Here is a 19,490-nt window from a genome sequence, read left to right as displayed (position 1 = left end):
CCACGGTCCCCTCTGGGAGGGTGGGGGCTAGGGACGGTAACGCGTGAACGGCGCCGTCAGGTGCGGCGTGGCGAGGTGGAGGTCGGCGTCGGTGGCGAGGATCGCCTCGCGGGAGCGCTTGGCGGCGGGGCGGTCCATCTCGTGGGCGTATTCGAGGCCGGGGTGGGCGAGCTGGATGGCGTGGACGAGGAGGTCGCCGGTGACGACGGCGAGGTCGCGGCCCGACCGGACGAGGACGCTCTGGTGGCCCGGGGTGTGGCCGGGGGTCGCCACGATCTGCTCGCCGGAGGGAAGCGGCGTGTCGCCGTCGAGGAGGCGGAGGCGGTCGGCGCGCAGCAGCGGCGCGATGATCTGGCCCTCCAGCTTCGGGTTGATCGCCTCGACTGCCTCGAACTCGTTGCGCTGCAGCAGGTATTCGGCGTTCGGGAAGTAGGGGTGCTTGTCGTCGCCCACCACGGCCCAGCCGATGTGGTCCGAATGCAGGTGCGTCAGTACGACATTGGTGACCTCGGCGGGGTCGACGCCCGCCGCCGCCAGCTCCTCCGGGAGCCGCCCCGGCACCGGCGTCCACGACTCCGCGGGAGCACCCGCCGGCCCGATCCCCGTGTCCACCAACGTCACGCCCCGGTCGGAGCGGATCGCGAAGGCCCGGAACTGGAGGATCCATTCGCCGTCCGCGTCGACCGCGTCGGGATCGAGCGCGTCCGCGTCGGCCCACTGCTCGGGAGTCGCGTCCGGGAACGCCAAATCCCGTGCGGACAGGAACGGCCCCACCCCGTCCGTCAAAGCGATGATCTGATGCGTCCCGAGGTCCAAGGTTGGCGTCATCGCACGATCCTGCCACACTGGTGTCGCACAGGCCACGATCAAGGGGGAGGCGCGATGGCGCGCGCAGCGGTCACCGGAGGCAGCGGGAAACTCGGCAGGGCGGTCGTCCGCGACCTGGTCGAACACGGCTGGGACGTCGTCAACCTCGACCGCCGCCCCTCGCCCGACCACCCGGACCCGTTCTCCTTCCCCTACTCCCAGGTCGACCTCACCGACTACGGCCAGGCCGTCGAGGCCCTGACCCGCATCGACGACCGCTACGACGGCGTCGACGCCCTCGTGCACCTCGCCGCGATCCCCGCACCCGGCCTCCAGCCGAACTCCGCGGTCTTCCGCAACAACATGCTCACCAGCTACAACGTGTTCGCCGCCGCCCGCCTCGCCGGGATCGAGAACATCGTCTGGGCCTCCAGCGAGACCGTCCTCGGCCTCCCCTTCGAGACCCCGCCCCCGTACCTCCCCGTGGACGAGGAGTACGCCCCGCGCCCCGAGTCCACGTACTCCCTGGTCAAGACCATGGAGGAGACCATGGTCGACCAGTTCTGCCGCTGGAACCCGGCCCTGAAGGCCACCGGCCTGCGCTTCTCCAACGTCATGTACCCCGAGGACTACGCGAAGTTCCCGGCCTTCAACGACGATCCCGCCCTGCGCCGCTGGAACCTGTGGTCCTACATCGACGCCCGGGACGGCGCGCTGGCCGTGCGCCTCGGCCTCGAACGCGAGGGCGCCGGCAAGGAGGTCTTCGTGATCGCCTCCCCGGACACGGTCATGACCACCCCGACCGCCGACCTCGTCGCGGCCCACTACCCGGACCTCGAACTCAAGCGCCCCGTCTCCGGCCACGAGACGCTCCTCTCGATCGACAAGGCCCGCAGGCTCCTCGGCTTCGACCCGAAGCACTCCTGGCGCGACCACGTCTGACCCAGGGGCCGCACTCGGCGCGCCTATACTGGTGCGCCGCAAGCCGCTCCGTCCGAAAGGCCGCACCCCATGCGCCGACTCGCACTCCTGGCCCCGCCGCTCCTGCTCCTGGCCGCCTGCACCGCGGAGGAACCCGTCGAAGTCACCGACGAGGACGTCGAGGCGATCGAGCAGAGCATCGTCAACATCTCCGCGCTCCGCTGGGAACTGGTCCAGGCCGAGTCCCGGGTCGCCTCGATGTGCATGCAGGACGAGGGCTTCACCGTCCACGACCCGCTCGCCCTCGTCGGCAACGTCATCCCGAACCGCTTCTCGGGCTTCGCCTCGCCCTACAGCCGCATCCCCACGGTCGAGCAGGCCGGGAAGTTCGCGTTCGGCGAGTGGGTCAGGTGGACCGACACCGATGCGGCCCTTGAAATGCGCGAGGACGCCGATTACATCGCGGCCACCGCCGACGAGCAGGGCTACGACGACCCCTCCTGGCTGACCGAGCACGACGAGTTCAAGGCCATGGGCGAGGACTACGCGGCCGCCTGGAGGGAGGCCTGGCTCGGCGCCGAGCGCTACGAATGGGACGCCGAGTTCCAGCACGCCATGGAGGAGAGCGACGGTGCAGCGGAGTTCGACACCGACCAGCCCGCTTTCGGCGGCTGCGAGCTGAAGACCATCCAGGTCGTGTACGGCGAGCCCGAGCTGTTCGAGCGCGAGGACGGCTCCTCCTTCTGGCGCAAGCCCGGCGACGAGGAGAGCCCGCTGACGCAGGTCGGCGACGGTGAGATCTACGAAGAGCTGTCGGTGGCGTACGCGGACGAGGAGCAGGCGTTCCTCGACTGCCTCGCCGACCGCGGCCAGGGCGACTGGGAGTTCGACGAGATGGGATGGCTGCCGACCTCCCAGTACCTCTCCGCGAACCTCTACGGCGACACCACCGAGACCTACCTCGACGGCGAGCTCGAAGAGGTCGCCGAGCTTCCCGACGGCATTGACGCGAGCGACCCCGTGGCCGCCGAGTTCGCCATCGCCCTCGACTTCGCCGAGTGCGCCGAGGAGTCCGGCCTGCGCGACGGCAGTGAAGAGCTGTGGGCGCGCTTGTACGTCGAGCAGCTCATCGGCGGCGAGACCGAGATCTACGCCCAGGAGCAGCGGATCAAGGACCAGCTGGCGAACGCCCAGGACTACATCGAGGGCTAGCGGGGGAGGCGAAAGGGGAACGGCTGTCGGACCCCGGATCTACGATCGGGGGCATGGCTGTTCCCTTCAAGATCTGCATCGACTGCACCGACCCGCACCGCCTGGCCGACTTCTGGGCCGCCGCGATGGGATACGAGGTCGAGGACCACTCGGCGCTCATCGCGATGCTCCTGGAGCAGGGCGTCGTCACCGAGGACCTGACCGTGGAGGTCCACGGCCGCAAGGGATGGAAGACCGCCGCCGCGGTCCGCGATCCCGACGCGCCGTTCGACCCCGTGCGCGGCACCGGCAAGGGCATGCGCCTGCTGTTCCAGGTCGTGCCCGAGCCGAAGACCGTGAAGAACCGCCTCCACCTGGACCTCCACTACGGGCCCGACAACTACGAGGCCGAAGCCGACCGCCTGGAGTCGCTCGGCGCGACCCGCCTGGGCGCCTACGACGAGGACGGCGCGAAGTGGATCCTCATGGCCGACCCCGAGGGCAACGAGTTCTGCTGCCACGCCTGAGCATCGGCGGCGGCCTGTCCGCCGCCGACCCCGCTCGCGGCCTCGCGAGTCGAGTCTGAGCGGCCTGCCGGACCGACGGGGCGGGGCGGTAAATTCGTCGCGGAACCAGCAGAAGGTGAACCGCGATGCCCGAACCCGACCCGAACGTCCGCCTCTCCAACGCCGAGCGCGAAGCCCTCATCGCCCGGCTCCAAGCCGCCACCGAAGAGGGCCGCCTCGACCTGAACGAGTTCGCCGACCGCTCCCGCGAGGTCTACGAGGCCCGCACCTTCGCCGACGTGGAGCGCCTCCTCGCCGACCTCCCGGCCGAGGACCGCGCGCTCGCGGTCCCGCGCGCCGCCGCCGCGCCCGCGGACATGGCCCTCGAACCGGCCTACACCCACCTCAAGCGCCAAGGCGCCTGGACCGTCCCGGGCCGGATCGTCGTCAACCCCAAGTACAGCCGGGTCACCCTCGACTTCCGCACGGCCGAGTTCACCACCCGCGACGTCGAGATCGCGGTCAACCTCGAATACTCCGGCCTCAGGATCATCCTCCCCAAGGGCGCCCACGCGGTCGACGACGGCGTGACCCTCGAAGGCGGCCAGGTCCTCAACCGCGCCTTCACCCCCAGCGGCGGCCCCCGCATCCGCCTCACCGGACGCGTCCTCTACAGCCGTCTCAAGGTCCGCTACGAGCGCCGCTTCCTCTGGTGGCGCGGGTAAGGGCCGCCCCCCGAGGAAGGCCGCCGGACCGGCCGTCACCGTCCGATCCCAACCGACCCAATGCGTCAGCGGCGTCGCCGAGTCTCCTCGGCGGCGCCGCTTTCTGGTGTCACCCGGTCCGGTAGCAGGTTGTTCGCTATTCGCCACGGCATGTCCCCCGAACGGCGTAACTCGCGCGCCGGAGGCTCGTTAATCCGACATCCCTTAACCATCCGCCCAATGCCCTTGATTCCCGCCGATTACACCACTTCACATCAGTGCACACCGATTCCCACCGGTCGCGCCGTCCCCACCGGCGGTGCGAGGCAACATCGAAAGCGAGAAGACCATGAGCACCATGGTTGTGTGCGTCCCGACCGTGCAAGCGGCCCGGGCGATATCAGCGAGCGCCTCCCGCATGGGGCAGGCGCTCACCGTCAGGACAGTGGACTGCGCGGCGTCGCTGCTGGTCGAGCTGCGGCGCCGGTTCGTCGAGACCGCGCTCATCGACTTCCGGCTGGCCGCACCGAATCCCGTCGTCTTCGCGCAGAACGTGCGCTCCCGGTTCCCGCAGACCGCCCTGGTCATGTGCGGCGACGCCGACCCGAGGATCGCGGCGATGGTCGTCGCGGCCGGCGCCCGCGGGGTGCTGCGCGCGCCCATGCCCGGCGGCGACGCGCTGCTCGTGGCGTTCGCGCAGGCGTACCAGTTCGCCTGCCGCGCAGCGGCGGAGGCGAAGGAGGCGATGCCGCGCCAGCGCGCGGGCCGCGGGGGCTCGCTGCTGAGCAACCGCGAGCTCGAAGTGCTCTGGGCGATGTGCGAGGGGCTGACGAACGCGGAGATCGGTGCGCGCCTGCACGTCTCGGAGGACACCGTCAAGACCCACGCGAAGCGCATGTACGGCAAGCTCGGGGCCCGCGACCGGGCGCAAGCCGTGGCGCGGGCGTTCCGGTCGGGCCTGGTCGCTTGAGGCGGACGAGGCGCCGTTGGCGGTTGACTACCGTGCGTCCCGACTGCGATACTCGGCAGCTCCCGGACCTCCGGCAGAAACGAGGCGATGCCCATGGCGCTCAATGAGGAACACCGCGACGAATGGTTCCGCATCCTCGGCGGCTACCCGGACGACGAGAAGCCCGACCCGGAGGACCGGCTCGCGGTCGAGACGTCGTGCTCGGGGTTCCTCGGCAACATGTGGACGCGCGCGACGATGCCCGAGGTCCAGGGGGTGTCGCTGGCGGAGCTGGAGCTCGTGTTCATCCAATTCTACCTGGGGCGCCCCGATCCGTTCGCGGCCGCGATGCTCGCGGCGATGACGGAGCTGGCCGACGCACCGGGCGGGCGCAGGGCCGCCGTGAAAGCGCTTGAGCGCCTGGAGAAGCTGGGCGTGTCGCCGCCGTCGTGGTACGGGGAGGACATGAAGCTCGGGGAGTGCTGGAAGGCCGGCGACGTGTACGGCGACCAGTTGACGTTCTTCTGCGCGTTCCACGCCCCGAGCGGCGACCAGGCGCTGTCGTTCACCGTGGACTACTCGGAGTACCACTTCGACATGGTCGTGGACTGCGACGCCACCGACGACGTGGACCGGCTGCTGGCGTTGCACCGGGACCGGAACGGGAAGACCCCCGACCGGCTGTTCCAGCCGGTGGAGGCCGACCCTGCGGAGGTGTTCGCGGGGACGCGGCGGTCGCTCGACGACTGGGACCTGTTCTGCGTCGAGGGCGACGCGCGTCGCCTCGCCCCGCGGTTCCTCATGCTGCGGGAGCTGTGGCGGGCGCGGCTGCGCCAGTTCCCGCAGGTGGAGCCGGAGGAGGTGCGGCAGCCGACGGACGACGAGCTGTCGCTGTTCGCCTCCGGGTTCCTGAGCCACATGCTCGGGAAGACGATGCTGGAGGAGCGCCACTTCGAGGCGATCCGGGAGCTGTGCTGGTTCCACGGCGTCAACGGGCCCAAGGTGAGTCCGACCCGGGCGTATGTGTTCCTGGAGCGGTGGATGCCCGCGAAGTACGCGCCCGACGACCCGGTCGTGGAGGCGGTGCGGGACCTGTTCATCCCGTTCCTGCGCTGGACGGCGTCGGCGACGGACCTCGATCCGGCGGCGTGGCCGTACCTGAAGTTCAAGGCCGAGCGGTACTTGGGGGAGTTCCCGGGCTGGTCCTCGAAGGACCCCGACGTGGCGCGCTTCCCGCGCCCCCGGTCCCTCTGAGCGGGCACGACGAAGGCGGGCCGCCGGTGCGGCCCGCCTTCGGGGTGTTGTGAGTGTGGTTTCCGGTGCGCTTAGCGCTTGTTGAACTTCTTCTTCGAGACGACGTAGCCCAGGAGCGCCAGGCCGATCGACCACGCGGCCGTGAGGATCAGGTCGGAGCCCTCGACCGGGTTGTCGAACAGGAGGGCCCGGACGACCTCGATGAACGGGGTGAAGGGCTGGTAGTCGGCGAAGTACTGGATGACCGTGGGCATCGACTCGGTGGGGACGAACGCGGAGCCGAGGAACGGCAGGAGCATCAGGACCATCGGGGTGTTCGACGCCTCTTCGACCGACTTGGCGCTCATGCCCAGGCCGACCGTGAGCCAGGTGAGGCCGAAGGAGATCAGGGCCAGGACGCCGACCAGGCCGAGCCAGCCGAGCGGGGTCGCCTCGGGCCGGAACCCGATCGCGACGGCGACGGCCAGGAGCACCGCCATGCACAGGAAGGACTGGAGCACCGAGGCGATGACGTGTCCGGTGAGGACGGAGACCCGGGCGATCTTCATGGTGCGGAAGCGGTCGACGATGCCTTCGGTCATGTCCATGGCGACGCTGATCGCGGTGCCCTGCACCGCGGCGACGATCGCCATGAGCAGCATGCCGGGTGTCAGGTAGGTCAGGTACGCCTCGCGGCCGCCGGTGGGGCCGCCGAGGCCGTCGCCGATCGTGCCGCCGAAGACGTACACGAACAGCAGGAGGAAGACCACCGGCATGCCCACGAGCATGATCGTCAGGGACGGGTAGCGGAGCATGTGCTTGAGCTGGCGGTTCAGCATGGTGGAGGTGTCGGAGACGGTGTGCGCGAGCGTGCTCATCTGAGTTCTCTTTCTCGGAGTCAGGGTCTGGGGCGGGGTTACGCGTCGGCCTTGGCCTGGCCGGTGAGGGACAGGAAGACGTCGTCGAGGTCGGGGGTGTGGACGGTGAACTCGTCCACCTCGATGCCCTCTCGGTCCAGGGTGTCGAGGATCTTGCGCAGCGAGTCGACGGACGCGTCGGTGGGGACCTGCACGGTGAGCTGGTCGGCGTCGAACGAGCCGGCGTCGAGGACGCGGGCGGCGTGCTCGACCTGGTCGGCGCGGTGGAGCCGCAGGCCCACGTGGCCGCCGGGGATGAGCCGCTTGAGCTGCTCGGGCGTGCCCTCGGCGACGATCTTGCCGCCGTCGAGGACCGCGATGCGGTCGGCGAGCTCGTCGGCCTCTTCGAGGTACTGCGTGGTCAGGAAGATCGTGGTGCCGCCCTTGACGAGGTCGCGGATGATCTGCCACATGGTGCGGCGGCTGCGCGGGTCCAGGCCGGTGGTGGGCTCGTCGAGGAAGATGATCTTCGGGTCGCCCATGAGGCACATCGCGATGTCGAGGCGGCGCTTCATGCCGCCGGAGTAGGTGGCCGGCGGGCGCTTGGCGGCCTCGACCAGGTCGAACCGCTCCAGGAGGTCCTCGGCGCGGCGGTGGATCTCCTGCTTGGGCAGGTGGTTGAGGCGGCCCATGAGCCGCAGGTTCTCGCGCCCGGTCAGCAGGCCGTCGACGGCCGCGAACTGGCCGGTGACGCCGATGATGCCGCGGACCGAGTCGGCCTGGCCGGCCACGTCGAACCCGCCGACGCGCGCCTGGCCGCCGGAGCCGGGGATGAGGGTGGAGAGGATGTTCACGGTGGTGGTCTTGCCGGCGCCGTTGGGGCCCAGGAGCGAGAAGATCGTCCCCTCGGGGACCTGGATGTCGATGCCCTTGAGGACCTCGTTCTCGCCGTAGGACTTGGTGAGGCGCTCCGCCTCGATCGCCGGGGTCTTGGTGGTGGTCATGATTCCTTCTTCCGGGGTGTTCGGTGGTGGTCTTCGGTTCCGGCTCGGTGTGCCTCGCCGGGCATGTGAGTACTGTGGCGGCGGCCGCTGACACGGGGCTGACACGGCCCTGACGGGGCGCCGGGAGGAGTGTCAGGAGTCCAATGTGGATGTTCGGCGGGCAGGGCTCCGCCCCGGTCTGGTCGGGTGCGGATCAGTTCGGGGGCCGCTTCGGCCCCGCGTCTGCGGCGGCTAGATGTCGAGGTCCTGGACGGGCGGCGCCTCGGCGCTGGCCGCGACCATCTCGTACAGCTCGGCCGGGATCTTCGCCTTGAGCTCCTGGAGCGTGTCGACCACGACGAGGGTCGACTCGCCGGTGTTCATGGCATAGGTCTGCTCGCCGAGGCCCAGGAGCTTGCGCCACCCGGTCTCGTCGGTCAGGTGCGTGTAGTCCGGGGTCTTCTCGGTGTGGAGCACGAACTTCCCGGACTTCGAGCGGTAGACGCGGAGGATCTCGGCGGTCCGGTTGTTCGAGTTGACCCACTCGCCGAGCTTGACCCCGGTGAAGCGCTGCCGCTGCCGGTTCTTCCCGGTGCCCGGGCCGACGCGGACGGTGATCTCCTCGTAGCCCTCCTGGCGCCCCTCCTCGGCGTCGACGTAGCGCCGCAGCGCGGTCGAGATGGCCTTGGAGAGGTTGCCTCCGGCGAGCTCCTGCGCCCGGTTGTAGATCGGCAGGTCGCTGTCGGAGACGTAGATCGTCTTGTTGGGCATAGCGGCATCTTAACCTCCTTCCAGGGGTCGCCCTCGGTATACGCATAGACTATACGTATACGTAGAGATGTGCAAGCCCGGCCCCCGAAATTCCCTCCGGGCACGGGAGAAGGCGGCCCCGCGAGTGCTCGCGAGGCCGCCTTCCGATAGTCCTGAGCTGGTGCTACACGCCCTTCTGGGCCGCCAGCTGCGTCAGCTGGGCCTTGACGGTCTCGACCACGTCCGCCGAGTCGGTGGGCACCGAGAAGCGGATCGTCGAGTTCAGGTCCGGGGCCAGGAGCTCCGCGGAGTTGTCCGCCGCGAACACCACGTCGGTGCTCGCCTCGCCGACCACGAACACGACCTCCAGCTCGCGGATGCGCTCGTGGAACTCGCCCTCGGTCGCCCAGAACTCGACCTCCTGGTAGAACGGCACCGTCGCGCCCTGGATCGTGCCCAGTTCGAGGTCCGTCTCCTGGAACGCGAACCCGAGCGACTCCAGCGCCTCCCACACCGCCTTGTGGACCGGCAGCGCCTCCACCGTCAGCCAGTCCAGGTCGCCCTTGTCCAGGGCCTGGTCCAGCGCGAGGTGCGTCGAGACGCCGAGCTTCATGCCGCCCACCAGCGGGCGCACGTCCACGTTGTTGAACGGGGTCTCCCACGGGACCTGCACCTCGAACGGGATCGGGTGCGCCGTGCCCTTCGCGAGGTCGAACTTGCCCGAGACCTCCGCCTTGAAGTAGTCGTGGACCGCGGTCGCGTCCTCGCCCTTCGAGTCGTCCTCGACCAGTGCGGTGAACTCGATCTCGACGCTCTCGACGGCGGCGTCCACTTCGGCTCCCGAGATGCGGACCTCGCCCTTGAGCGTCCCACCCGGGACGACGTGCTTCTCGTGCAGGAGCGTGTCGACTTCGATGCCGCTGCCGAGGATTTGCTTGAGCTTGCTGAAGACCATTGGGGCGGTTCCTTTCGGAGGATCGCGGGAACGTCGCGGGGGAACACGGACAGGGGGCAACCGCATCGTATCCCGGAAGCCCAGGCCAGTGTGTTTCAGGCGCAGCGTAGCCGCTACCCCACCGCCCCGATCCCGTGGGGCGCAAAAGGAACTATTCGTCCCCGTGCCGCTGCACGACCGGGATCGCCGGATCGCCGGGGGACAGTTTCAGGCCCTCCCAAGGGATCGAGATGAGCCGCTGGCGCAGCAGCTCCCGCGACTGCTCCAGCGTCGGCTGCTCCACCAGCTCCCCGCCGCGGAACATCGGCGTCTGGAGGAGCTTGTCGCCCGGCTGCGAATCCGGGACCCCCTGGGACACCACGACCTCCTCGACCGCGGTCCCCGTCGGCTTGTGCCGGCGCACCGCGATCTTGCGGCCCCCGTTGGTGCCCTTGTGCTCCGAGCGCTTCGCGACCGCCCGGCCCTCCACTTCGACGAGCTTGTAGACCAGCTGCGCCGTCGGCGCCCCCGACCCGACCACGACCGCCGTGCCCGCGCCGTAGATGTCCACCGGCGCCGCCGCCAGCGCCGCGATCGAGTACTCGTCCAGGTCGCCGGAGACCACGATCTTCGTGTCCTTCGCGCCCAGCTCGTCGAGCAGCTCCCTCGCGCTCGTGGCCATCACGTCCAGGTCGCCGGAGTCGATGCGGATCGACCGCAGCCGCGGCCCCGCCACCGCCACCGCGTTGCGGATGCCCTGCGTGATGTCGTACGTGTCCACCAGGAGCGTGGTGTCGGTCCCGAACGCGTCGATCTGCGCCTGGAACGCCGCCACCTCCGAGGTGTGCAGCAGCGTGAACGCGTGCGCGCTCGTCCCCGAGGTCGGCACCCCGTACCGGCGGCCCGCCTCCAGGTTCGAGGTCGCCGCGAACCCCGCCAGGTACGCCGCCCGCGACGAGGCGATCGCCGCCGCCTCGTGCGTGCGCCGCGACCCCATCTCCAGGATCGGGCGGCCGCGCGCCGCCGTCACCATCCGCGCCGCCGCGCTCGCGACCGCGCTGTCGTGGTTGAGGATCGAGAGCGTCAGGGTCTCCAGGAGCACGCACTCGGCGAACGTCCCGGTCACCGTCACGATCGGCGAGCCCGGGAAGTACAGCTCGCCCTCGGGGTACACGTCGACGTCGCCCTTGAAGCGGTAGTCCGCCAGCCACTCGGCCGTGGACTCCTTGACGACCCCGCGGGACGTCAGGTCCTCCAGGTCGCTGTCCTCGAAGCGGAAGCGCTCGATCGCCTCGCCGAGGCGGCCGATCCCGGCCACGACGCCGTAGCGGCGGCCGGTGGGCAGGCGGCGCCCGAACACCTCGAACACGCACGGCAGCCCGGCGGTCCCGTCGCGGAGCGCGGCCTCCAGCATCGTGTACTCGTAGTGGTCGGTGTACAGGGGCGTTCGCGGCAGCGTGACGGACATAGGGGTGAGCGTAATGCACCCCGGCCCGGCCCGGGCCCGGTGCGCGAGCGGCCCTCGCGGCCCCGCGATTATTCCCTCCCGCCGCAGGTCGGGAGGTTCGTCTCACGCTCTGAACGAGGGCTGGAGCGCGGGTGCCGCCGCGTGTACGCTTGCTGACGTGTTGCGGATCGCGCATGAGCTGGTCGAAGCGATGGTCGCGCACGCCCGCGCGGACCATCCCGACGAGGCGTGCGGCATCATCGCCGGCCCCGAGGGCACGGGAGCGCCTCAGAGGCACGTCCCGATGACGAACGCTGCCCGTTCCACCACCTTCTACGAGTTCGACTCCGAAGAGTGGAAGCGCGAGTACGACCGCATGTGGGACAACGACGAGGAAGTCGTCGTGGCCTACCACTCCCACACCCACACCGAGGCCTACCCGTCGCGCTCCGACGCCGGGATCGCCTCCGAGCTGGGCCTGCCCGGCGCCCACTACGTGCTCGTCACCACGAAGGACCCCGAGACCGCCGAGGTCCGGTCCTTCCGCATCGCCGAGGGCGTCATCACCGAGGAGCCCATCGAGGTCACCGGCGCGCCCGAGGCGGTCCAGAGCTACAAGTTCGCGCACACCCCCGACTCCACGGTCTACGACTGTCACTGAGCGCCCGCCCCCGGGCGGACCAGGTCCATGCAGCGTTCGGCTGCGCGCCAGACAATTCGAGCGTCCACGAGGCTGCTCACGGAACAAAGGAAACCCGCATGTCCATCGAAGTCCGCATCCCGACCATCCTGCGCCCGCAGACCAACGGCGAGAAGCTCGTCTCCGGCGAGGGCGAGACCGTCGGCGCGCTGTTCGCCGACCTCGACTCCCGCTACACCGGCCTGCGCGCCCGGGTGGTCACCGACGAGGGTGCGCTCCACCGCTTCGTGAACGTCTACATCAACGACGAGGACGTCCGCTTCATCGGCGGCCTGGAGGCCAAGCTGGCCGACGGCGACTCCGTGACCATCCTGCCCGCGGTCGCGGGCGGCATGTAAGACGGAGGGAACGCCGTGGCACGCTTCGACGACATCACCGCGACCACGGGCGGCACGCCCCTGGTCGGTCTGCCGCGGCTGTCGCCCGCCCCCGGGGTCCGGCTGTGGGCCAAGCTGGAGGGCGCCAACCCGACCGGCTCGGTCAAGGACCGCGTCGCCGCGAAGATGATCGAGGCCGCCGAACGCGACGGCCTCCTCCACCCCGGCGCCACGATCCTGGAGCCGACCTCCGGCAACACCGGCATCGCCGTCGCGATGATCGCGCGCCGCAAGGGCTACAAGCTCGTCGCGGTCATGCCCGAGAACACCTCCATGGAGCGGCGCCAGCTCCTCGGGGCGTTCGGCGCCGAGATCGTGTTCTCCCCGGCCGCGGGCGGCTCCAACGCCGCGGTCGCGAAGGCCCGCGCGATGGCCGCCGAGCGGCCCGACTGGGTGATGCTCAACCAGTACGCGAACCCGGCGAACGCCGCCGCCCACTACGAGGGCACCGGCCCCGAGATCCTCGCGGACCTGCCCGAGATCACGCACTTCGTGGCGGGCCTGGGGACCACCGCGACGCTCATGGGCGTCGGGCGGTACCTGCGCGAGCACGCGCCGGGCGTCCAGATCGTCGCCGCAGAGCCGCGGTACGGCGAGCTGGTGTACGGGCTGCGGAACCTCGACGAGGGCTTCGTGCCCGAGCTGTACGACGAGACCGTCCTCGACCGGCGGCTGTCCGTCGGCACCGAGGACGCGCTGCGGCGCACGCGCGAGGTCCTGTCCGAGGAGGGGCTCTTCGTGGGCCTGTCCACGGGCGCGGTCCTGCACGCGGGGCTGGCGCTGGCGCGCGAGGCCGCGAAGGCCGGGCGCGACGCGGACATCGCGCTGCTCGTGGCCGACGGCGGCTGGAAGTACCTGTCGACCGGCGCCTACTCCGACGTCCTGGACGACGCGGTGGACGCCCTCGACGGCCAGGTGTGGGCTTGACACATCGATTCCCGAGGCCGGGCTCGCGCATCGCGCGGGCCCGGCCTTTTCGCTTGCGGCCCACGCGGTCGGGCGTGTCGGCGCTGAGTCGCCCCCGGCTTCAACGATGCCTCGGGGGTGCGACAGCGCCCGGCCGGAGGCGGTCAGCCGAGGTTCGCCTGCGCGGCGAAGGCCGGGTCGATGCGCATGGTGCGGCCGATGTGGCCGGCCCAGGCGCGGGCGCGGGAGAGGGGGTGGTCGGGGAACTGGCGGTCGAACGCGGGGTCGTCGCCGCGGTGGAACGGGAGGCGCGAGCGCAGGGACGGGTCGAAGGGGTGGGGCCGGGTCCAGTCGGCGGGCATGCCGAGCTGGGCCATGAGGGTCGCCTCGCGCAGGCCGGTCATCCCGGACTCGGCGGCGGCGTAGATCAACTGGGCGTACACGGGGGTCTTGGGGACGGTGTAGATCGCCATGAAGACCTGCCCGGCCGGGAGCGCCGGGTGGGGGACCTTCACGACCTGGTAGATCACCGGGACGCCGACGATCTCGTAGCGCTCCAGCTCGATGAGGCACCCGGCCTCGCCGTACATGCCCGCGAAGCCGCGGCGCAAGGCCCCGAGGTCGTGCATCCAGGAGGGCTCGAACGCCTGGCCCTCGACGGTCTTCACCTCGATCTTGTCGTCGCTGCCCGGGTTGGCCCAGGCGGTGGGTCCGATCTGCTGGAGACCGGTGGCATCGAAGGAGATCGGCATTCGCCGGAGCCTAGTCCACATCGATGCGTGTCCATCCGCTCACGGCCCACCGCTCCCATCCGTCACAGCCGCCCCGGCCCGTCCCGCGCGCCGCGGCGCGGTCCGCACCGCGCAGGTCCACTCCTGAGCAGTCCTCAGTGGGTTGCTAGCCTGGTCCGATGACCACCGGCGACCAGCGAACCCTGACCATCGGCGCGGCGAGCGGCACGGCCAGCGGGCTTCCACGCCAAGGCGCTGCGCCGCAACCGGAGTCGGAGCCGACTCCGCGGCGGGGCCTGTCCATCCCGGTCGACCCGGCCGCCCCGAAGACCCGCGCCGAGGGCCCGGAGGTGCGCCTGCGCCGCCTCGCGGGCGTCGCGATCTGGGCGCTCGTGCTCGTCCTCGCGGGGGTCGCCTCCGCGATCGTGGGCCTGTTCAAGGTGTTCGGCTCGGGCCCGGACTGGTTCACGCCCGCGTTCATCTCCGTCGGCGTCGTGGGGATGCTCCTGGCCATGATGGCCTTCGCGACGGTGCGCTTCAAGGGCGTGCCCTGGATGTTCATGGCCGCCTCCACGGTGACGCTCCTGGCCGCGTTCGCGATGCTGCGGCTGGCCTAATAGCGCTTGCGTCCAGCGAAAATGTGGCGAGCGCCACGTTGTCATTTTGACGACATTCCCGTGGCGAGCGGGGGCGCGGAACCCCGGTTTGGACGTACTCTCGGAGCCCATGAACGACGCGCCCATCGGGATCTTCGACTCCGGTGTCGGAGGTTTGACCGTCGCGCGGGCGATCAGCGAACAGCTGCCGGCCGAGCGACTCGTCTACGTCGGCGACACCGCCCATGTCCCGTACGGTCCCAGGCCCATCGCCGAGGTCCGCAAGCTGTCCCTCGACGTCTGCGACCACCTGGTCCAACAGGAGGTCAAGGCGCTCGTGATCGCCTGCAACTCGGCCTCCGCGGCGAGCCTGGCCGACATCCGCGACCGCTACGACATCCCTGTCGTGGAGGTCATCCGGCCCGCCGTCCGCCGCGCCGTCGCCACGACGCGGACCGGCCGGGTCGGGGTGATCGGGACGGTCTCCACGATCTCGTCGGGCGCGTACATGGACGCCTTCAACGCCGTCCCGGACGTCGAGGTGACCGCCGTCGCCTGCCCGGCCTTCGTGGATTTCGTGGAACGCGGTGTGACAACCGGCCGACAGCTCCTGGGCCTCGCCCAGGGGTACCTTGAGCCGCTACAGCAATCCGACATCGACACGGTCGTGTTGGGCTGCACCCACTATCCGCTGCTGTCGGGACTCATAGGACTGGTGATGGGAGAGGACGTGACACTGGTGAACTCCGCAAGCGAGTGCGCCCGCGAACTCTACCGCGTGCTCACCGAGCACGACCTGCTGACCTCCAGTGCAGTCCCGCCCGCGCACCGGTTCCTCGCCACGGGGGACCCGGAGGCGTTCACCAGGACCTCCAGGCGGTTCCTGGGGAACCTGTTCCCGAGCGCGGCCGCAGCCGTACTGGACAAGGTGTGATCTGCCATGAAACTCACGGTCATCGGATGCGCCGGCTCGTTCCCGGCGCCCGACACGCCCTGCTCGGCCTACCTGGTCGAGGCGGGCGGCTACCGGCTGCTGATCGACTTCGGCACCGGCTCGCTCGGTGAGCTCCAGAAGCACCTCGATCCACACCTGGTCGACGCGGTGGTCGTGACCCACCTGCACGCCGACCACTTCTTCGACGCGTGCGCCTACGCCGTCATGCGCCGCTACGCGCCCGAGGCCCCCGGCCACCCCGTGCCCATGTACGGGCCCACCGGGGTCGGCGAGCGCATCGTCGCCGCCTACGGCGGGCAGGGCGAGCTGTGCCACCCGTCGCTGCGCGACGTCTACGACTTCCGCGAGCTCGCGCCCGGCAGCTTCGAGCTGGGCCCGCTCAGCGTCACCGTCGACCGGGTCGCGCACCCGGTGGAGACCTACGGCATCCGCGTCGAGCACGCCGGGTCGTCCCTGGCGTACACCTCCGACTCCGGGCCCTGCCAGGCCCTGGAGACCCTCGCCGCGCACTGCGACGTGCTCCTCGCCGAGGCGTCCTACGTCGAGGGCCGCGAGAACCCGAAGGACGTGCACCTCACCGGGAAGGAGGCGGGGGAGTACGCCACCAAGACCGGCGCCGGACGCCTCCTGCTCACCCACCTGGTGGAGCCGTGGAACTCCCGCGAGTCCACGCTCGCCGAGGCGAAGGCCGCGTACACCGGCCCGGTGGACGTCGTCCGCCCCGGGCAGGTCTTCGAGTTCTAGGGCCGCGGCGGCCCGGCGGTTCAGCCGTCCGGGTGGTCAGCGGGCCCGCTGACGCCGGTTTGGCACGTTCCCGGGATACGCCCGTTGCGCGCGCGCCGTAGCGTCGAAGGATGTCGAGTCAACCCAGCCCCCCGCCGTACCAGGGGCCGCCCAGCGGCCCCCAGTACCCGCAGTACCAGCAGTCTCCCGCGCCGCAGCAGTACTACCAGCCCGGCCCCGCGCCGCAGCCGGTCCCGTACGTCGAGCCCGGCGCGCCCCAGGCGCCCGGAGGCGGCCAGCCGCCGTACCTGCCGCCGGGCGCGTACACGCCCGCGCCCCCGCCCCCGCCCCGCGGCGGGAGGGGCGCCAAGGTCGCCGTCGCGACGATCCTGTCCGTGGTCCTCCTCGCCGCCGTCGGCGCCGTGGTCCTGTTCAAGTTCGTCCTCAAGGGCGGGCCGGACCCGGCCGAGAGCTTCCCCGCCTCCGCGAGCATGTACATGGAGCTCAACCTCGACCCGTCGTTCGACCAGACGCCGAAGCTCCTGGAGCACCTCTCCAAATTCGACGACCTCGACTACGACTCCACCGACGACCTCCTGGCCGACCTCCTCGAAGAGTCCGGCCTCGAAGGCGTGGACGCCGAGAAGGACCTCTCCTCCTGGCTCGGCGGCCGCCACGGCCTCGCCATGTGGGAGCACGACGGGCAGCCGTACGCCGTCGTGAGCCTCGCCAGCACCGACGCCGGCGCCGCCGAGGACGGCCTCGCGAAGCTCCGCGCCGCCGCCGGGCTCGACGAGGACCAGATGGCCTACACCGTCGAGGACGACCACGTCCTCATGGTCGTCGGCGAGACGGGCGCGGGCGCCGCGCTCGACGCCGCGAAGTCCGAGGCCGGGTCCGCCCCGCTCTCCGCGTCCGCCTCCTACGAGGAGGCCCGCGCCTGGCTCGACGGCGACCAGCTCGCCGTCTACTGGGTCGACATGGAGTCCGTCGGCGAGCTCGCCGAGCTCACCGGCGCGGACGCGGACATGTTCTCGCAGTTCTACTCCGGCCAGCTCATCGCGGGCTTCTCCGCGTTCGACGAGGGCTTCGAGCTGACCTACCGCCTCTTCGGCGGCGAGGACGACCCGTGGACCGGCTCCGAGGACCTCCTCGCCGGGATGGGCGAGCTGCCCGCCGCCGACGTCGCCGCCACCGCGTACATCCCCGAGAACATCGGCGAGCTCACCAGCGAGTGGCTCGACGCCTACGAGGGCCTCTACGGCGTGGACGACTACGCCGAGCCCGCCGTCCCCGCGGGCGACCCGCTCACCGCCGACGAGTACGCCGAGTACCTCGAACTCCAGACCGGCTACTACAACTCGACGCTCACCGCCGAGGAGGAGACCCGCTACCTCGAACTCGACGAGCGCTACTGGATGGCCGGGACCGAAGAGGACCCGTGGGTCGACGACTACGACTACGGGCCCGACACCGAGGAGATCGAGGCCATGGTCACCGGCTTCACCGACCTCCTCGCCGGGGCCAGCCTCTCCTTCGCGGGCGACTTCGACGCCGAGGAGGGCATGAACCCCGAGTCCCTGCTCGTCTCGGCCCACCTCGCCGAGGACCGCGCCGCCGACCTCCAGGCCCTCGTCGAGGAGTCCCTGGCCAGTGAGGACGCGACCCTCCCCGAGGGCGTCACCGCTGAGGGCTCCGAGATCTCCTACACCGGCAGCGAGACCGCGTCCGGGACCCTCGCCGAGGACCCCCGGTTCAGCGACTTCGCCGCCGTCGCGCCCGAGCAGTCCGCGCTCGCGGTCTGGGTCGACCTCGCCGCCGCGGCCGAGACCTACCCGGACGACTTCCAAGGCGCCGAAGCGCTCTCGGCCTTCGCGTGGGCCCACGGCTCCGACGGGGGCGACGGCACCGGCGTCCTGCGCCTGTACCTGGCGGATTAGCCGCGAGCACAAGGGATCGGTCGCGCTAGGCTCGACAGCGTGACCGATCCCGCTCTGCACCCGCTGGCCAAGCAGTGGCCCTCCGCGGCGCGGCTCGTGCCCGAGCCCGGGTCGACCCGCTCGCCGTTCCAGCGCGACCGCGCCCGCCTCCTGCACTCGGCCGGGTTCCGGCGCCTCGCCGACAAGACCCAGGTCCACACCGCGGGCACCGACGACTTCCTGCGGACCCGCCTCACCCACTCCCTCGAAGTCGCCCAGATCTCCCGCGAACTCGGGTCCGCGCTCGGCTGCGACGCCGACGTCGTGGACGTCGCGGGCCTCGCCCACGACCTCGGCCACCCGCCGTTCGGCCACAACGGCGAGGACGCCCTCCACGAGGTGGCCGGGCCCTGCGGCGGCTACGAGGGCAACGCCCAGACCCTCCGCGTCCTCACCCGCCTCGAAGCGAAGGTCCTCGACCCGGACGGGCGCTCCGCGGGCCTCAACCTCACCCGCGCCTCCCTCGACGCGGCCTGCAAGTACCCGTGGCCCGCCCGGCCCGGCGTGCGCAAGTTCGGCGTCTACGAGGACGACCGGCCCGTGTTCGACTGGGTCCGCGGCGGCGTCCCCGAAGGCGTCACCTGCCTCGAAGCGCAGGTCATGGACTGGTCCGACGACGTCGCGTACTCCGTGCACGACGTGGAGGACGGCCTCCACGGCGGCTACATCAACCTCGCGAAGCTCATGGACGACGCCGACGAGCAGGCCGCCGTCTGCGAGGACGTCGCGGGCCGGTACGCCGACGAGTCCACCGCGACGCTCCGCGAGGCCCTGCGCGACCTGCTGCGCGACCCCGTCACCGAGGGCCTCCACGACTACGACGGCTCGTTCGCCGCCATGGTCGTCCTCAAGGACTTCACCTCGAACCTGGTGGGCCGCTTCGTCAACGGCGCGGTCCGCGCCACCCGCGACCGCTTCGGCGAAGGGCCCCTGCGCCGCTACGACGCCGACCTGGTCGTCCCCGAGCGCGAGCGCCTCCAGTGCGCGCTCCTCAAGGGCATCGCCTGGCGGTACGTCATGCGCCCGCGCACCGACGAGTCCTGGTACACGCGCCAGCGCGAGATCCTCCACGACCTCGTGGCGCTCCTGTGCGAGCGCGGGCCCGAGGCGATGGAGCCGATGTTCGCGGAGCTGTGGCACGCGGCCGCCGACGACGCGGCGAAGCTCCGGGCCGTCGTCGACCAGGTCGCGTCCCTGACCGACGCGTCGGCCCAGTCCTGGCACCGCCGCCTGACGGCGTC

20 protein-coding genes and 1 pseudogene are annotated in these 19,490 nt (G+C 70.9%); 14 read left to right on the top strand and 7 right to left on the bottom strand.

What is annotated here, in order from left to right:
• Positions 1-27 precede the first annotated feature (27 nt).
• Positions 28-828 carry an MBL fold metallo-hydrolase gene (locus ACFFXY_RS14965; protein ID WP_382351868.1) on the bottom strand — a complete coding sequence of 267 codons (801 nt, stop codon included), beginning with the start codon at positions 826-828 and terminating at the stop codon, positions 28-30.
• A gap of 54 nt (positions 829-882) precedes the next feature.
• Here ACFFXY_RS14965 and ACFFXY_RS14960 point away from each other — a divergent pair, with 54 nt between their 5' ends.
• The 6 genes from ACFFXY_RS14960 (at position 883) to ACFFXY_RS14935 (ending at position 6,332) form a co-directional block, all read left to right on the top strand.
• Positions 883-1,749: an NAD-dependent epimerase/dehydratase family protein gene (locus ACFFXY_RS14960; RefSeq protein WP_382351865.1), complete on the top strand. Its 867-nt coding sequence runs from the start codon at positions 883-885 to the stop codon at positions 1,747-1,749.
• A 69-nt stretch (positions 1,750-1,818) separates the two neighbouring features.
• Positions 1,819-2,940 (top strand): hypothetical protein, encoded by a 1,122-nt coding sequence (locus ACFFXY_RS14955; protein ID WP_382351862.1) that lies wholly within the window; start codon positions 1,819-1,821, stop codon positions 2,938-2,940.
• A 53-nt stretch (positions 2,941-2,993) separates the two neighbouring features.
• The gene (locus tag ACFFXY_RS14950; protein ID WP_382351859.1) at positions 2,994-3,446 is read left to right on the top strand and encodes a VOC family protein; all 453 of its coding nucleotides are present in this window, start codon (positions 2,994-2,996) and stop codon (positions 3,444-3,446) included.
• Positions 3,447-3,571: 125 nt separating this feature from the next.
• Positions 3,572-4,150: a DUF1707 SHOCT-like domain-containing protein gene (locus ACFFXY_RS14945; protein ID WP_382351856.1), complete on the top strand. Its 579-nt coding sequence runs from the start codon at positions 3,572-3,574 to the stop codon at positions 4,148-4,150.
• A 328-nt stretch (positions 4,151-4,478) separates the two neighbouring features.
• Positions 4,479-5,099, top strand: coding sequence for a helix-turn-helix transcriptional regulator (locus ACFFXY_RS14940; RefSeq protein WP_382351853.1), 621 nt, complete (start codon positions 4,479-4,481; stop codon positions 5,097-5,099).
• A gap of 93 nt (positions 5,100-5,192) precedes the next feature.
• A complete protein-coding gene (locus ACFFXY_RS14935; RefSeq protein ID WP_382351850.1) occupies positions 5,193-6,332 on the top strand; it encodes a hypothetical protein in 1,140 nt (379 codons plus the stop codon).
• Positions 6,333-6,403: 71 nt separating this feature from the next.
• On the opposite strand, the gene ACFFXY_RS14930 is transcribed toward ACFFXY_RS14935, so the two are convergent.
• The 5 genes from ACFFXY_RS14930 to ACFFXY_RS14910 form a co-directional block, all read right to left on the bottom strand.
• The gene (locus tag ACFFXY_RS14930; protein ID WP_382351847.1) at positions 6,404-7,189 is read right to left on the bottom strand and encodes an ABC transporter permease; all 786 of its coding nucleotides are present in this window, start codon (positions 7,187-7,189) and stop codon (positions 6,404-6,406) included.
• 38 nt (positions 7,190-7,227) lie between these two features.
• Positions 7,228-8,172: an ATP-binding cassette domain-containing protein gene (locus ACFFXY_RS14925; protein WP_382351844.1), complete on the bottom strand. Its 945-nt coding sequence runs from the start codon at positions 8,170-8,172 to the stop codon at positions 7,228-7,230.
• Between the two features lie 231 nt (positions 8,173-8,403).
• Complete coding sequence (locus tag ACFFXY_RS14920; protein ID WP_382351841.1) at positions 8,404-8,922, bottom strand: EXLDI protein; 519 nt, start codon at positions 8,920-8,922, stop codon at positions 8,404-8,406.
• Between the two features lie 163 nt (positions 8,923-9,085).
• The gene (locus ACFFXY_RS14915) at positions 9,086-9,856 is read right to left on the bottom strand and encodes a sporulation protein (RefSeq protein ID WP_382351838.1); all 771 of its coding nucleotides are present in this window, start codon (positions 9,854-9,856) and stop codon (positions 9,086-9,088) included.
• 151 nt (positions 9,857-10,007) lie between these two features.
• Positions 10,008-11,303, bottom strand: coding sequence for a nicotinate phosphoribosyltransferase (locus tag ACFFXY_RS14910; protein ID WP_382351835.1), 1,296 nt, complete (start codon positions 11,301-11,303; stop codon positions 10,008-10,010).
• A 157-nt stretch (positions 11,304-11,460) separates the two neighbouring features.
• Here ACFFXY_RS14910 and ACFFXY_RS14905 point away from each other — a divergent pair, with 157 nt between their 5' ends.
• From ACFFXY_RS14905 to ACFFXY_RS14895, 3 genes are all read left to right on the top strand, one after another.
• On the top strand, positions 11,461-11,943 hold the full coding sequence (locus tag ACFFXY_RS14905; RefSeq protein WP_382351832.1) for a M67 family metallopeptidase: 483 nt from the start codon (positions 11,461-11,463) through the stop codon (positions 11,941-11,943).
• Positions 11,944-12,041: 98 nt separating this feature from the next.
• Positions 12,042-12,320 (top strand): MoaD/ThiS family protein, encoded by a 279-nt coding sequence (locus ACFFXY_RS14900; protein ID WP_382351829.1) that lies wholly within the window; start codon positions 12,042-12,044, stop codon positions 12,318-12,320.
• A gap of 15 nt (positions 12,321-12,335) precedes the next feature.
• A complete protein-coding gene (locus ACFFXY_RS14895; protein WP_382351826.1) occupies positions 12,336-13,286 on the top strand; it encodes a PLP-dependent cysteine synthase family protein in 951 nt (316 codons plus the stop codon).
• Positions 13,287-13,429: 143 nt separating this feature from the next.
• On the opposite strand, the gene ACFFXY_RS14890 is transcribed toward ACFFXY_RS14895, so the two are convergent.
• On the bottom strand, positions 13,430-14,017 hold the full coding sequence (locus ACFFXY_RS14890) for a hypothetical protein (protein ID WP_382351823.1): 588 nt from the start codon (positions 14,015-14,017) through the stop codon (positions 13,430-13,432).
• 158 nt (positions 14,018-14,175) lie between these two features.
• Here ACFFXY_RS14890 and ACFFXY_RS14885 point away from each other — a divergent pair, with 158 nt between their 5' ends.
• The 5 genes and pseudogenes from ACFFXY_RS14885 to ACFFXY_RS14865 all read left to right on the top strand — a co-directional run.
• The gene (locus ACFFXY_RS14885) at positions 14,176-14,613 is read left to right on the top strand and encodes a hypothetical protein (protein WP_382351820.1); all 438 of its coding nucleotides are present in this window, start codon (positions 14,176-14,178) and stop codon (positions 14,611-14,613) included.
• 109 nt (positions 14,614-14,722) lie between these two features.
• On the top strand, positions 14,723-15,526 hold the full coding sequence (gene murI, locus ACFFXY_RS14880; RefSeq protein WP_382351817.1) for a glutamate racemase: 804 nt from the start codon (positions 14,723-14,725) through the stop codon (positions 15,524-15,526).
• A gap of 6 nt (positions 15,527-15,532) precedes the next feature.
• Positions 15,533-16,291: an MBL fold metallo-hydrolase gene (locus ACFFXY_RS14875; RefSeq protein WP_382351814.1), complete on the top strand. Its 759-nt coding sequence runs from the start codon at positions 15,533-15,535 to the stop codon at positions 16,289-16,291.
• Positions 16,292-16,401: 110 nt separating this feature from the next.
• Complete coding sequence (locus ACFFXY_RS14870; RefSeq protein WP_382351811.1) at positions 16,402-18,210, top strand: hypothetical protein; 1,809 nt, start codon at positions 16,402-16,404, stop codon at positions 18,208-18,210.
• 54 nt (positions 18,211-18,264) lie between these two features.
• A pseudogene (locus ACFFXY_RS14865) lies at positions 18,265-19,482 on the top strand (deoxyguanosinetriphosphate triphosphohydrolase); the annotation flags it as partial.
• Between the last annotated feature and the right edge of the window lie 8 nt (positions 19,483-19,490).

It is taken from the genome of Glycomyces mayteni (assembly GCF_042428885.1).
Classification (GTDB): domain Bacteria; phylum Actinomycetota; class Actinomycetes; order Mycobacteriales; family Micromonosporaceae; genus Glycomyces; species Glycomyces mayteni.
The sequence above is the reverse complement of the archived record's forward strand: the minus strand, read 5'-3'. Positions and strand labels throughout refer to the sequence as shown.

Excerpts from the sequence above, each read along its gene's own strand:
- ACFFXY_RS14910 (WP_382351835.1), bottom strand. The coding sequence starts at position 11,303 with ATGTCCGTCACGCTGCCGCGAACGCCCCTGTACACCGACCACTACGAG.
- ACFFXY_RS14885 (WP_382351820.1), top strand. The coding sequence starts at position 14,176 with ATGACCACCGGCGACCAGCGAACCCTGACCATCGGCGCGGCGAGCGGC.
- ACFFXY_RS14890 (WP_382351823.1), bottom strand. The coding sequence starts at position 14,017 with ATGCCGATCTCCTTCGATGCCACCGGTCTCCAGCAGATCGGACCCACC.
- ACFFXY_RS14960 (WP_382351865.1), top strand. The coding sequence starts at position 883 with ATGGCGCGCGCAGCGGTCACCGGAGGCAGCGGGAAACTCGGCAGGGCG.
- ACFFXY_RS14940 (WP_382351853.1), top strand. The coding sequence starts at position 4,479 with ATGAGCACCATGGTTGTGTGCGTCCCGACCGTGCAAGCGGCCCGGGCG.
- ACFFXY_RS14945 (WP_382351856.1), top strand. The coding sequence starts at position 3,572 with ATGCCCGAACCCGACCCGAACGTCCGCCTCTCCAACGCCGAGCGCGAA.
- ACFFXY_RS14925 (WP_382351844.1), bottom strand. The coding sequence starts at position 8,172 with ATGACCACCACCAAGACCCCGGCGATCGAGGCGGAGCGCCTCACCAAG.
- ACFFXY_RS14920 (WP_382351841.1), bottom strand. The coding sequence starts at position 8,922 with ATGCCCAACAAGACGATCTACGTCTCCGACAGCGACCTGCCGATCTAC.
- ACFFXY_RS14955 (WP_382351862.1), top strand. The coding sequence starts at position 1,819 with ATGCGCCGACTCGCACTCCTGGCCCCGCCGCTCCTGCTCCTGGCCGCC.
- ACFFXY_RS14930 (WP_382351847.1), bottom strand. The coding sequence starts at position 7,189 with ATGAGCACGCTCGCGCACACCGTCTCCGACACCTCCACCATGCTGAAC.
- ACFFXY_RS14965 (WP_382351868.1), bottom strand. The coding sequence starts at position 828 with ATGACGCCAACCTTGGACCTCGGGACGCATCAGATCATCGCTTTGACG.
- ACFFXY_RS14875 (WP_382351814.1), top strand. The coding sequence starts at position 15,533 with ATGAAACTCACGGTCATCGGATGCGCCGGCTCGTTCCCGGCGCCCGAC.
- murI (WP_382351817.1), top strand. The coding sequence starts at position 14,723 with ATGAACGACGCGCCCATCGGGATCTTCGACTCCGGTGTCGGAGGTTTG.
- ACFFXY_RS14935 (WP_382351850.1), top strand. The coding sequence starts at position 5,193 with ATGGCGCTCAATGAGGAACACCGCGACGAATGGTTCCGCATCCTCGGC.
- ACFFXY_RS14915 (WP_382351838.1), bottom strand. The coding sequence starts at position 9,856 with ATGGTCTTCAGCAAGCTCAAGCAAATCCTCGGCAGCGGCATCGAAGTC.
- ACFFXY_RS14950 (WP_382351859.1), top strand. The coding sequence starts at position 2,994 with ATGGCTGTTCCCTTCAAGATCTGCATCGACTGCACCGACCCGCACCGC.
- ACFFXY_RS14900 (WP_382351829.1), top strand. The coding sequence starts at position 12,042 with ATGTCCATCGAAGTCCGCATCCCGACCATCCTGCGCCCGCAGACCAAC.
- ACFFXY_RS14870 (WP_382351811.1), top strand. The coding sequence starts at position 16,402 with ATGTCGAGTCAACCCAGCCCCCCGCCGTACCAGGGGCCGCCCAGCGGC.